General features: G+C 68.6%; 11 protein-coding genes. 1 reads left to right on the top strand and 10 read right to left on the bottom strand.

Annotation, left to right across the window (positions count from 1 at the left end):
* Window positions 1-6: 6 nt before the first annotated feature.
* The 7 genes from EPN29_02345 to EPN29_02315 form a co-directional block, all read right to left on the bottom strand.
* Complete coding sequence (locus tag EPN29_02345) at window positions 7-861, bottom strand: amidohydrolase (protein TAN34647.1); 855 nt, start codon at window positions 859-861, stop codon at window positions 7-9.
* A 14-nt stretch (window positions 862-875) separates the two neighbouring features.
* Window positions 876-1433: a TetR/AcrR family transcriptional regulator gene (locus tag EPN29_02340; GenBank protein ID TAN34620.1), complete on the bottom strand. Its 558-nt coding sequence runs from the start codon at window positions 1431-1433 to the stop codon at window positions 876-878.
* Between the two features lie 329 nt (window positions 1434-1762).
* Complete coding sequence (locus EPN29_02335; protein TAN34619.1) at window positions 1763-2590, bottom strand: SDR family oxidoreductase; 828 nt, start codon at window positions 2588-2590, stop codon at window positions 1763-1765.
* A complete protein-coding gene (locus tag EPN29_02330; protein TAN34646.1) occupies window positions 2587-4287 on the bottom strand; it encodes a long-chain fatty acid--CoA ligase in 1701 nt (566 codons plus the stop codon). Before EPN29_02330 ends, EPN29_02335 begins: the two co-directional genes overlap by 4 nt.
* Before the next feature lies 1 nt (window position 4288).
* Window positions 4289-5302, bottom strand: a complete 1014-nt coding sequence (locus EPN29_02325) for a LacI family transcriptional regulator (protein ID TAN34618.1) — start codon at window positions 5300-5302, stop codon at window positions 4289-4291.
* A 158-nt stretch (window positions 5303-5460) separates the two neighbouring features.
* Entirely contained in the window at window positions 5461-6801 is a 1341-nt protein-coding gene (locus EPN29_02320) for an aspartate aminotransferase family protein (protein ID TAN34617.1), read from the bottom strand.
* A complete protein-coding gene (locus EPN29_02315) occupies window positions 6801-7733 on the bottom strand; it encodes a phosphotriesterase-related protein (GenBank protein TAN34616.1) in 933 nt (310 codons plus the stop codon). Before EPN29_02315 ends, EPN29_02320 begins: the two co-directional genes overlap by 1 nt.
* A gap of 17 nt (window positions 7734-7750) precedes the next feature.
* On the opposite strand from EPN29_02315, the gene EPN29_02310 reads away from it, so the two are divergent.
* Window positions 7751-8635 carry a hypothetical protein gene (locus EPN29_02310; GenBank protein TAN34615.1) on the top strand — a complete coding sequence of 295 codons (885 nt, stop codon included), beginning with the start codon at window positions 7751-7753 and terminating at the stop codon, window positions 8633-8635.
* Window positions 8636-8643: 8 nt separating this feature from the next.
* Here EPN29_02310 and EPN29_02305 read toward each other — a convergent pair whose 3' ends face one another.
* From EPN29_02305 to EPN29_02295, 3 genes are read right to left on the bottom strand one after another with little or no spacing between them, the layout of a single operon-like run.
* Window positions 8644-9492, bottom strand: coding sequence for a xanthine dehydrogenase family protein subunit M (locus EPN29_02305; GenBank protein ID TAN34614.1), 849 nt, complete (start codon window positions 9490-9492; stop codon window positions 8644-8646).
* Complete coding sequence (locus EPN29_02300) at window positions 9489-9977, bottom strand: (2Fe-2S)-binding protein (protein ID TAN34613.1); 489 nt, start codon at window positions 9975-9977, stop codon at window positions 9489-9491. Before EPN29_02300 ends, EPN29_02305 begins: the two co-directional genes overlap by 4 nt.
* Window positions 9974-12286: a xanthine dehydrogenase family protein molybdopterin-binding subunit gene (locus EPN29_02295; GenBank protein TAN34612.1), complete on the bottom strand. Its 2313-nt coding sequence runs from the start codon at window positions 12284-12286 to the stop codon at window positions 9974-9976. The genes EPN29_02300 and EPN29_02295 overlap by 4 nt, the downstream gene beginning before the upstream one ends.
* Window positions 12287-12450: the final 164 nt, after the last annotated feature.

Below are 12450 nucleotides of genomic sequence, written 5' to 3'. Positions count from 1 at the left end.
GAAGAGTCATGATCGGCTCCGCATCAAGAGTTCCTCGGCATTGCCACCCAGCAGCGCGGTCAGCACCTGCGGCTTGAGGTCCATGGCTCGCCACTCCGAAACTGCGCGCCCCATCGGAAACACGGGCCAGTCCGTCCCGAACAGAACCTGCTTCTGAAGCACGCTGTTCATGAACCGGTGCATCACTTCCCAACCGGTGCCAGTCTCTCCGACGTACTTGGGCGCCAGCCCGCCGAACTCCATGAGCACCTTGGGATGCTTGCACGCAACGGCAACCATCTCCGGAACCCACGGCCAGCCGGCGTGGCACGCGATCACCGTAAGGTCCGGAAAATCGCACGCGACTTGATCGACCATCAGCGGGTGGTCATTGACGATCGGGTGCGAGGTCGAGTAGTTGATACCCGTGTGGACCGCCACCGGCAGCTCCAGTTCCATCGCTCGCAGGTAGACCGGGTAGAGCCGCCGGTCGTCGATCGCCATGCCGGCGAACGAGGGCTGGAAGCAGACTCCAATCAGGCCAAGATCGTGAATTCTCTGGACCTGGCGCACGGCGCGCTTGATCTGGAAGTGCTCGAGCGAAATGCTGCCGAAACCTGAGAAGCGGTCCGGATCGCTCGCCACCAGTTGTGCGACCGCTTCGGTGAGCGCGTCGGCCGCATCGCCCATCTCGTGCTCTGCGTGCACGATCGCGTGGCTGACGCCGGCGTTACTCATGTCTTCCTTCAGGAGGTCGACAGACCGCTCACGATTGGCGCTGAGGTGGAGCACCCGGTCGTACTGGGTCACGTACTCTTCGCGGAGGCTGCGGAACTGCTCGGGCCACCTCTCCAGCGGAAGGCGGACCCGAGCGTCGATCACCCTGTGCTCTGTGGTCACTTGACTTCCGCAGCTCTGGGCTCGCGGCTTGTGATGCCGTCCAGAGCGAGAGCGATATACCGCTCGGCGATCTCGTCCGGCCCCAACCTACCTTCGGGTTGGTACCAGGTGGACACTCCAGTGCAGAGAGCCATCAAGGCCATCACTGTCAGTCGGGTGTCGTGAACCGCGAACTGTCCCCCTGCGGTGCCTTCCTTGAGTATCCGCTGAAAAATTCGCTCGTACCTGTCTCGGAGCCTGAGAATTTCGGCGCGGTTTGCCGGCTCTAGTGCACGAACCTCTGAGTCGGTGACGAACGACTGCATCCTGTCCCGACATTCGAATCTGACATGTGCCCGGATTGCAGCGCGGAGCTGGTCGGCGGGTTCGTGATGTAGAGCGACCGCCGCCTCCACGTCGGCGATCAGGTCGCTCATGCTGCGGGTCATGATGTCGACCAGCACGTGTTGCTTGCTGGGGTAGTGGTAGTAGATCGAGGAGCTCTCGATTCCCACGGCCTTCGCGATCGCCCTGGTCGACGTGCCGTGATAGCCAAGCTCGTACATCAGCTTCACGGCAGCTCCGTAGATCTGGCGCTGGGTCCGTATCTCCGCACGCTCCCCACTCCTTAACCTGGTCGAGTTACCTATCGATCGATCGATTGGCACCGGGTGACTGTAAGGGCGGCGGAAGCCGTTGTCAAGACAGTGACCACGCACCAGCACCGGAATAGCCGACCCCCAGCCAGCCTGGCAGCCCGGGTGAATAAGGCTCCTCCGCGAAGGCGCCCTCAGAGGGTCTGGGAGAGGGCTGGACCACTAAAGGCTCAGCGGACGCATACACGTATTGCGTGCGTAATCCGGGAGCTGACCGGGAGCGCCGCGCGGGGGCTTCTGCTCCGACCTCAGTACATGACGGCGCCGGCCGTCACGTTGATGTCCTGACCCGTCATGTTCTCCGCCGCGGCGGAGGTGAGAAACAGAGCCACGTTGGCGACGTCGTCCTCCGTGACGCCGCGCCCAAAGGGCGACAGCGCCGTCCACTCCGCGCGGACGGAATCCGAGTCGACGCCCGCGGCCGCGGCCGCCCGGCCGATGACCAGGTCGAGCCGGTCGCCGGCCACCAGCCACGGCGAGATCGCGTTGACGTTGATGCCGTGCTTTCCGACCTCGTGGGCGAGCGTCCTCGTCAGCCCGATCAGGCCGAGCTTCGACGCCGCGTAGGGGGTCCGCCCCGGGAGCGGCCGCTTGCCCGAGACGGAGCCGATGTTGATGATCCGTCCTCCCCCCGCCTCACGCATGAGCGGGATCGCCGCCCGGCAGCAGAGGAAGACCCCGGTCAGGTTGACCGCCATGACCTCCTGCCACTCCTCGAGCGAAAGCCGCTCCAGCTCCACCGTCGGGCCGGGGATGCCCGCGTTGTTGACCAGCACGTCCAGGTGCCCGAAGGCCCGTTTCGCCCGCGCGACCACGGCGTCCACGTCCTGGACCGAGGTCACGTCGGCGACGACCCATTCGGCCTGCCCGCCCGCCGACTGGATCGCCCCGGCCGTCTCTTCGAGCGCCTCCCGCCCCCGGCCGGCGAGCACCACGGCGGCGCCGGCCGCGGCGTACCGCCGGGCAAGGGTCCTCCCGAGGCCCCGGCCGCCGCCGGTGACGACCGCCACGCGGCCGCCGAGGTCGGGGTCCGAGGAGCGCCGGGAATCCGCCGGCGCGGGGCCGCCACGACTCATGCCTCGGGACTCCGGTTGAGGTCGCGTTCGCGGAGCACGCGGCGGAGGAACTTCCCGCTCGCGTTCTTCGGAATCTCATCCACGATCTCCACCGTCCTCGGGTACTTGTAGGCCGCCATCCGCGCGCGGCAGAAATCGACCAGCTCTTCCGGGGTCGCCTGGTGGCCGGGCTTCAGCGAGACGTAGGCCTTGACCGTCTCTCCGCGGTAGGGGTCCGGAATGCCGACCACGCTCGCCTCGTTCACGGCCGGGTGCTGGTACAGGCCGTCCTCGACCTCTCTGGGCCAGACCTTGTAGCCGGAGGCGTTGATCATGTCCTTGGCCCGGTCGATGATGAAGAACCAGCCGTCCGCGTCCATCTTCCCGATGTCCCCCGTGTGGAGATAGCCCTGCGTGAATCCCTGGGCGGTGGCGTCCGGGTTCCGCCAGTAACCCGGCACCACGCCCGGGCCCTTGGTCCACAGCTCACCGATCTCGCCCGGGCGCACCTCGACCATGGTCTCCGGGTCCACCACCTTGACCACCGTGTCGGGGATCGGCACCCCGACCGACAGGGCGCCGCTGTCCGGGTCGACCGGGGCGCTCGTCCCGAGCGGGATCGCATGCGAGGGCGACGTCGTCTCGGTCAGTCCGTAGATGTTGTGGATGTAGGCGCCGGTCAATTCCTGGAAGCGGCGCACCGTCGCCGGCGCGACCGGCGCTCCCCCGCTGTAAACCTTTCGGAAACGGCTGAGGTCGCGGGTGCCGATCTCGGGCCGGGCCATCATGCCGAGGAAGGCGGTGATGCTGGCGACGGTGGCCGTGCAGCGCCAGCGCTCGATCAGCCGGAGGGCCTCGCCCGGTTCGAACCGGTAGAAGAGCACCAGCGGGATGCCGGCCGACAGGCACACCGCCATGTGCGCCACGAGGCCGGTGATGTGGAACAGAGGCGCGGCGCCCAGCATGACGTCGCCGGGGCCCAGCCGGAGCCAGGTGCGATAGAACTCCGCGTTGAAGACGACGTTGCCGTGCGTGTTCATCGCCCCCTTCGGACGGCCCGTGGTGCCCGAGGTGTAGGTCAGGACGGCGATGTCCTCCGGGCGCAGGCCGGGGTCCGGCAGGGTGGCGCCGTCGAACTCCCCGAGCAGCCGGTGGAAATCCTCCGGCGCCGGCTCGCCGCCGGTGCCCGCCGCCCCTCCCGGGTTCGAGCCCAAGGCCTCATCCGGACCGCGGACCGTGATCACCGTCCGCAGGTCGGTCCCGGCCAGAGCGGGGCGGGCGTTCTCCTCATAGATGCCGTCCAGCGCCACCAGGGCTCGGGCCCCCGAGTCCGTCAGCTGGTGCCGGACCTCCCGCTCCTTCAGCATCGGGCTGAGGGGTACCAGCACGGCCCCCAGCCTCCAAACGGCCAGGGCGCTGAGCACGAATTCGGGGATGTTCTGCAGATAGACCGCGACCCGGTCCCCTCGGGCCACGCCACGGACGGCCAGAGCCGTCCCCAAGGCGGCCGACGCCCGATCCAGCTCCTTGAAGGAAACGGACTGCTCCCGGTAATGGATGGCGGGCGCGTCGGGAGCCCGGCGCAGGCTGGCGGCGAACATGTCGAGAGCGCTGGGCGAGGAGGGACGCAGGCCGTGCGGCACCCAGCTCGGATACCGCGCCAGCCAGGGGCGCGATTCGTAGGGCGACGGCACCTCGCCGTCGCTCCCCGAGCTCATCTCAGGCACGGATCAGGGTCCGGGGCGGTGCCGCGAGCGCCGGCGCGCTCGTGGACCGGCGCACCAGCAGGGTGGGCTGGATCACCTCCTGGACGACCTTCTTGCGGGTCGGGTCCTCCAGCATTCCCATCAGGATTCGAACCGAACGTCTCGCCATCTGATCGATGTGCTGGGCGACGCTGGTCAGGCTGATGACGTAGGACGAGGCGAGCTGGATGTCATCGAATCCGGCGACGGCGATATCGCCGGGGACCGACAGCCCGGCCTTCAGAATCGCCTCCATCGCCCCGAGCGCGATCGAGTCGTTGGCGCCGATGATGGCCGTCGGCCGGCCCGGGACCCGCAGCCACGTCTCAGCGGCGCGGAGCCCGCTCTCGTAGGTCATGCCCCCCTCGATCACCACCGGCTCGGCGTCGGGCACGTCTTCGAGCGCCGTGATGAAGCCCTGCAGCCGCTCCACCGCGTTGGACGCGTAGCTGGGACCGTTGATGAAGCCGATGCGCCGGTGCCCCGCGGCGAGCAGGTGCCGGGTGAGCTCGGCGGCGCCGGCGACGTTGTCCGAGACGACGTAGTTGCAGCCGGGAGTGCGTGGCCGGCGGTTGGCGAAGACGATGCGATTGGGATTGCCCACCAGGGCGAGGACCGCTTCCTCATCGTTTCCGGCCGAGGCGTGGATGATGCCCTCCACGCCCTGCTCCAGCAGCCGTTGCGTGCTGCGCTTGGCTTCACGCACGTCGTCCTCGGTGCTGCACATGACGACCACGCACCCGAACTTGCGCGTCTCCCGCTCCACGCTTTTCGCGAGCTGCGGATAGAAAGGGTTGGCGATGTCGCTGACCAGCAAGCCGATGGCCCACTGGCGGCCGGACACCAGGGCCCGCGCCGCCGGCGACGGGCGATAGCCCATGTCCTGGATGATCTGGCGCACGCGCTCGCGGGTCTCCGCTCTTACATCGGGATGATCGCGCACGACGCGGGAGACCGTGGCCACCGAAACCCCGCACGCGAGGGCCACGTCTTCGATGGTTATGCCCCTGCGGCTACGCGACCTCAGTTCACCCCCCCAAGGCAGTGCGGCCGGCGCGGTGACGCGCCTGCGGCGCCAGCGGTGGTCGCCGCGGGGCCCCGCGCCCGGTCCGCGTCAAGGTTAGCCCAGGGCACCCACCCCGGTCTTCAGGCATCGAAGAATCCCTGATCCCGAACCACCCGCATGGCCTCCTCGGCCTTTTCGACGGTGAACTCGAGCTGCTCCGGCGTGTGCGCCGCCGACATGTAGATCTTGCTCGCCGGCCGGAGGTAGATCCCGCGGCGGAGTAGCTCCAGCCCGAAGGCCTTCGCCGCGGCGCGGTTGGTGGCCAGGTATTCCCGGTAGTTGGTGATCGGTCCCGTCCCGAACACGGCGTCCGTGAACGACGGGTGACCGATGACCTGCAACGGCACCGAGAGCCGCTTGGCCGCGGCCATCAGGCCGTCCCTGAGCGCCTCGCCGTTGGCCACCAGCTGGGCGCAGACGTTCTCCTCGACCACCGCGCGGAGCGCGGCCAGGCCGGCCGCAGCGGCCAGGGGATTGCCGTTCAACGTCCCACCGATGTAGACGCGCTTCGGGCCGGAATCGGGGATGGAGAGATCCAGCACGTCTCGACGCCCGGCGACCGCCGATATGGGCAGGCCGCCGCCCATTATCTTGCCCAGCGCCGCCAGGTCGGGGGTCACACCGTAGAGCTCCTGGGCTCCGCCGGGAGCCAGGCGAAATCCGGTCACCACCTCGTCGAACACGAGCAGGCAGCCGAGGCGGTCGGCGAGCGCACGCAGCCCTTGCAGGAAGCCGGGCAGCGGCGCCAGCGCCCGTTGATGAGGCTCGACGATGATCGCCGCCAGGTCGTCTCGGTGGAGCTCAGCCACCTCCGTCGCCATCTCGAGGTCGTTGAAGGGCACGATCAGCACGGTCTCCCCGACCGCCTGCGGGATGCCGGCGGAGTCCGGGATCGGCTTCGGATATTCACTTCGCACCGACGGCGTGAAGCTCTGGAGCGCGTAGTCGGAATGACCGTGGAAGCCGCCCTCGAACTTGAGGACCAGGTTCTTGCCGGTGAAGGCACGCGCGAGGCGCAGGCTGTAGAACGTGGCCCCGGTGCCGTCGCTCGCGTACTTCACCGCCTCCGCGCAGGGGACCATCTCAACGATCTTCTCCGCCAGCTCGATCGCCGGCTCGTTGAGGGTGTAGAAGGTCGAGCTCTTGGCCACCTGCTCCTGGACGGCCGCCACGACGGCCGGGTGGGCATGGCCCAGCACCAGCGGGCCGGAGCCCAACAGATAGTCGATGTACTGGTTGCCGGCGGTGTCCCAGACCGTTGCGCCCTGGCCCCGGGCGGCGATGAAGGCCAGCTCGGAGGGCAGGCGAAAGTCGCCCAGACAGGCTCCCGGCAGGACGGCCTCTGCCCGCCTGTACTCCTCAGACGGCTCGCGCGAGCGGGCGTCCGCCGGTCGATTGGTCTCCGTAAGATGCCTGGCCATCAATCCTCCTCTCCGGTCAATGCTCGTCGCGGGTTGTCGACGGTAATCCTGGCGAGCTGCTCTGCCGACAATCCCGCCTCCCGCAGCCGGGGGAGGAAAACGGTGGGGATCAGGTCGTAACCCCCGCCACCACAGATCCTGAGCATCGAACGCAGGCACACATCGTGCGAAAGCAGGATCCGATCGATGAAGCCCTTGCTCACCAGGTTCAACACCATGCGCACGCGGTGGGCGATGTCGTACTCGCTCTCGCCGCGGATCGTGTCGAACTGCACCCAGGCTCCGAGGCGCGCCACCTCCTCGTGGTACTCGTATGACGGCACCGTGTCGCAGTGGCCGATCACCACGCGAGCGGGATCGACGCCCTCGCTCCGCAGTATCTCCAGCTGAGGCAATCCCACCGGCCAGCGAGCGGCGTGCGTCGTGATGGTCAGCCCGGTCTGCAGGTGCGCGCGGGCCGCGGCCCGCAGGGAACGCTCCTCGGCCGCTGAGACGTAACGCTTGTCGCAACCGACCTCGCCGATGATGCCGGCTCGAATCCCGGTGCCGTCGGCGCCGACGTCGATGTCGCGAACAATGAGATCGGCGACCTTGTTGGCGCTCTGTGAATCCAGCCAGCCGCGGTCGATGTAGGGATCCCGGTAGTGGCCGCAACCCATGATCACGTTGAGGCCGGTCTCCTGAGCCAGCCGGCGCAGGGCGGCTGGATCGCGCTGCAGCCCGATGCTCGTGCAGTCGACGACGGTTCGGCCACCCGCCGCCTTGAATCGCAGCACCTCGTCTTTGGCCAGCTCGGGATCGTTGAGGAGGCCTTCACCCCGGTACTCGCGAAGCAGGTTGATGAAGAAGTGCTCGTGGGTGAGCGTGAACCCCAGGTCCCCGGAATCGATGGGGCCGAGAACGGTCATCACCGCGGTCATGATGCCGTGCATCTTAGGGGTCGCCTTGACTGACTGTCAAGGTTCTCGGTAACGTTTACATCGTGCATCGGATCGCCTCCGGCTTCGGCATCCTCGAAGCCCCTTTCCACGCCGCGGAAGGACGCCTTCTCTTCTCCGACGTGCTCCGGGGCGGGGTCTACAGCATCGGCGCGGATGGCGGCGTCGAGACCGTCATCGAGCATCGACGCGGGATCGGAGGCTTGGCCGCCCATGAGCAAGGTGGGCTGATTGTCACCGGACGCAACGTTTCGTGGAAGCACGGGCTTGATTCGCGCGTCCTGCTCGAAGCCGACCCGGAGCGCGATGTGCGCAGCTTCAACGACCTGACGGTCGACGGCCGCGGACGCATCTGCGTGGGGGCTCTCAACCTGGACCCGCCGACGCCCGAGGGGAGTCCGAGACCGAGCCATGTTCTCCGCATCGAGCTCGACGGCTCGGTCACGGTGCTCGCCGATGACGTCCTGTTTGCCAACGGGCTCGCATTCTCGGCCGACGGGAAGACGCTGCTGCTGATCGATTCCGCCCGCCGGTGCCTCTGGGCCTTTCCCGTGGATGAGGGTGACGGTCTCGGCTCGCGCCGGCTGCTGGCCTCGTGGGAGTCGGCGACGCCAGACGGCCTGGCGATCTCGGCGGACGGGGCGATCTGGGTGGCCCTCGCGACAGCGCAGGCGCCGGGGCTGGTCGTCGCGTTGGAACCCGGCGGCAGGGAGAGGGGGCGCCTTGAGGTGCCGGCGCCGATGGTGACCAACGTCTGCTTCGGCGGCGCAGACCTGGCCGACCTCTATGTGGTCACCGGCCATGTCGGTGCTGGCGCCGACGGCGGCGCGATCTACAAGACCCGGGTAGGGGTTCCCGGCCTGCCCCTGACGCCGGCGCGAATCGCCCCAGCCTGACCTCGGCGCTACGGGTGGCGGCCGGTCGTCACCCGGCCGGGCGCCGTCGCCTCTTCCAGGCCGCGGCGGACCAGGACCCTCGCGAGATGACGGCGGAACTCGGCGCTGGCGGCGCCGTCGGAAGTCGGCAGGGTGCCCTCCGCCGCCAGTTCCGCCGCCGCCGTGATGGAAGCTCCGCCCGCCAGGGCTGATTCGGCGGCCGGCGCGCGCAACGGCGTGCCGCCCATGTTGACCAGGGCGATCCTCGGGCTGCCGTGGAGCACGACCGCGGCCCCGACGATCGCCCAGTCCTGCGCGCGCTGGTTGAACTTCTGATAGGACCAGTTGGGCCCGATCTTGGGCACGCGAATCTCGACCAGGATCTCGTCGGGCTCCAGGGCGGTCTCGAGGAAGCCGCGAAAGAAGTCGATCGCCGCGACCACACGGCGGCCGCGACGGCTGCACAGGACGAGTTCCGCCTCGAGCGCCAGGATCGCCGCCGGCAGGTCGGAGGCCGGGTCGCCGTGGGCGATCGAGCCGCCGATCGTGCCCCGATGCCGTACCTGAGGATCTCCGACCAGCCCGGCGACGTACGGGAGGATGGGGACCTGCCGGGCCAGGATCTCCGACACCTCCAGGTCTCGATGCCTGCTCAGAGCGCCGATCGCCACCCGGTCGCCTTCCTCGCGGACGTACGACAGCTCCCGCAGGCGACCGATGTCGACCAGCACGGACGGTGCCGCGAGCCGCAGCTTCATCAGGGGCACCAGGGAATGGCCGCCGGCCAGGCACTTGGCCTCGTCGCCGTGCTCGGCGAGCAGCTGCAGGGCTTCGTCCAAAGAGGCGGCCCGGGCATAGCGGAATGGCGGTGGAATCACCTGGCGTTCTCCTCCTGGGCGGGCCCGTCCAGGGCCGCCGCCGCCGCCAGCGCCGCCTTGACGATGTTGTGGTAACCGGTGCACCGGCAGAGGTTGCCTTCCAGGCCGAGACGGACCTCGGCCTCCGTCGGCTTGGGATTCTCGGTCAGCAGCGACAAAGTCGCCATCACCATTCCCGGGGTGCAGAAACCGCATTGGAGCGCGTGATGCTCCCGGAAGGCCTCCTGCACCGGGTGCAGGCTGCCGCCGGCCGCGAGGCCTTCGATGGTCGTCAGCTCCGCACCGTCGGCCTGGACCGCCAGCACCGTGCATGACTTCACCGACTCGCCGTTCAGGAGCACGGTGCAAGCTCCACATGACGTCGTGTCGCAACCGACGTTGGCGCCCGTGAGCCCCAGGACGTCACGGACGTAGTGCACGAGCAGGAGCCGTGGCTCGACATCGTGCTCGTGCTGAGTGCCGTTGACCCGCATTCTGATTTTCATGAGGTTGCCAATAAGCCCCGTGGCGTGACGGGGCGCTGATGACGGCCGGCGCCCTTGGTCTCGAGAATCGCCCGCCAGACCCGCTCAGGGGTGGTCGGCATGTCCATGTGTCGCACCCCCAGGTGGGCCATCGCGTCGATCACGGCGTTGAGGACGGCGGGGGTGGAGCCGATCGTCGCCGACTCGCCGATGCCCTTGACCCCGAGCTCGTTGACCGGGGTGGGCGTCTCTTGAATGATGGCCTCGAAGCTGGGCAGCTCGGCCGCCGAGATGAACGCGTAGTCGGCCAGGTTGGAGGTCTTGAGATTGCCCGATTCGTCGTACCGGACCTCTTCCATGAGCGCCTGCGCCACGCCCTGGGCGAGACCGCCGTGGACCTGGCCCTCCGCGATCAGCGGATTGATGATCCGGCCGGCGTCGTCGACCGCGACCATGCGCTTCAGGGTCACCTTGCCGGTGGCGCTGTCGACCTCGACCACCGCCACGTGGGCACCGAACGGAAAGGTCGCGGCGCTGGGCTTGGAGTCAGACTCCGCGCGCAGGCCGCCGTGCCGGCCCGCGGCCACCGCCAGCTGAGCCCAGGTGCGACCGGCGGAGGGCATGCCCGCCACGTGGAAGCGGCCTCCGGCCTTGTCGAAGACGACGTCGGAGGGCTCGACCTCGAACTCGTCGGCGGCGAGCTGGCGCGCCCGCTCGACGAGCAGAGCGGCTGCTTCCCTGGCGGCGATCCCCCCGGTCTGCAGAGAGCGGGATCCGTAGGTCCCGACTCCGCGCGGGACGAGCGCCGTGTCGCCGTGTTGAACCGACACGTCGTCGAAGGGAATGCCCAGCTGGTCGCTCACCAACATGGCCCATGAGGTCACGTGGCCCTGCCCATGCGGGGACGTGCCCGTGCTGACGACGGCGCGGCCGTCCGGCTGCACCTCCACCGACCCGTAGTCGCCCTGGAGGGTGCCTCCGGTTATCTCCACGTAGGTGGACACCCCGATGCCGAGCAGGCGCTCACCACCGGCCTGGCGGCGCCGGCGCTGCTCCGATCTCAGCTCGTCGTAGCCCGCCGCCTCGAGCACCCGGTCCAGGGCGGCCACATAGTCACCGCAGTCATAGGTCGCGCCCACCGGGGTGGTGAACGGGAATGCGTCCTTCGGAATGAAGTTGCGGCGGCGAACCTCCGCCGGGTCGGCCTGGATCTCGGCCGCGAAGAGGTCGATCGCCCGCTCGATGGCGGCGGCGGCCTCCGGCCGCCCCGCGCCCCGGTAGGCGCCGATCGGCGTCGTGTTCGTCATCACGGTGCGGGCCACGAACTCCACCTTTGGGATCTGATAGACGCCGGCCGTCATGACCCCGGTCCACAGCGGCAGCACCGACCCGACCCGTGGGTAGGCGCCACCGTCCTGCAGCGCCGTCAGGCGATAGGCCTGGATGCTGCCGTCTCGGAAGCCGCCGATCTCCACGTCCTGGATCTGAGCCCGCCCGTGACCGAGCGAGAGCATGCTTTCGGATCGCGTCTCGACCCAGCGCAGAGGCCGGCCCGCCCGCCTGGCGAGCCAGGCCACCAGCAGCTCGTCGGGGTAATCGCCGATCTTGGCGCCGAATCCGCCGCCGACGTCGGGCGCGATGACCCGCACGTGCTCTTGGTCCAGTCGCAGATAGCGCATCAGGTCGTCGCGCACCGTGTGCGGCGTCTGGGTGGAAGCCCAATAGGTCAGGCGGCCGTCCGCGTCCCAGCGTGCGGCCACCGCCCGGACCTCGAGCGGGCAGGGGGCGACACGGGAGTTGTGCAGGCGCTGACGCACGACGACGTCACAGCCCTCGAAGAGAGCGTCGCCTGAGCTCGATCCGCACGCGAAGCTGACGTTGGTGCCGGCCTCGGGGAAGAGCAGCGTCTCGTCGCTGCTGGACGCCAGCGGGTCGATCACCACCGGCAGCGCTTCATAGTCCACGAACGCGAGCTGGGCCGCGTCCTCACCCTGGTCTGCCTGCTCCGTGATGATGGCCGCCAGCGGCTCGCCCACATAGCGGACGACTCCCTGCGCCAGCCAGGGCCGCATCATGGCCTGGTTGAGCATGGGGTCCGCGGGCTCCACCCAGTCCATGTCGATGTCCTCCGCGGTGACCACGTCGATCACGCCGGGGGCGGAGCGCACCTCGGCCAGGTCCAGCTGCGTGAGGCGGGCATGGGCCATGTTGGAACGCACATACGTCACGTGAGCGGCGCCCTCCAGGACGATGTCGGCGACGTAGTTGCCGCCGACGGTCAGGAACTTCGCGTCCTCGGTGCGCAGTACCCGATTACCCAGAATGCTCAAGCTCCGTCCTGCCATGGGCGCGTCTCGGCTGGGAGCGTGTACTCCGATCCTCCTATAGATGTCAAGGGGCGATTTGAGGGGCTCATGCGGCGCTGCGAATGGCCTCCTCGCGCGGGCCGACCAAGGCCCTGTAGACCTCCCGGGCCACGTATCTCTTAAGGCAG

The organism is bacterium (assembly GCA_004299235.1).
Taxonomy (GTDB): domain Bacteria; phylum Chloroflexota; class Dormibacteria; order Dormibacterales; family Dormibacteraceae; genus SCQL01.
This window is presented reverse-complemented; position numbering and strand designations above follow the sequence as displayed.

What these genes read in the sequence shown, in the direction of transcription:
- EPN29_02335 (TAN34619.1), bottom strand. Translation starts at nt 2,590, where the DNA reads ATGAGTCGTGGCGGCCCCGCGCCGGCGGATTCCCGGCGCTCCTCGGAC.
- EPN29_02330 (TAN34646.1), bottom strand. Translation starts at nt 4,287, where the DNA reads ATGAGCTCGGGGAGCGACGGCGAGGTGCCGTCGCCCTACGAATCGCGC.
- EPN29_02320 (TAN34617.1), bottom strand. Translation starts at nt 6,801, where the DNA reads ATGGCCAGGCATCTTACGGAGACCAATCGACCGGCGGACGCCCGCTCG.
- EPN29_02315 (TAN34616.1), bottom strand. Translation starts at nt 7,733, where the DNA reads ATGCACGGCATCATGACCGCGGTGATGACCGTTCTCGGCCCCATCGAT.
- EPN29_02300 (TAN34613.1), bottom strand. Translation starts at nt 9,977, where the DNA reads ATGAAAATCAGAATGCGGGTCAACGGCACTCAGCACGAGCACGATGTC.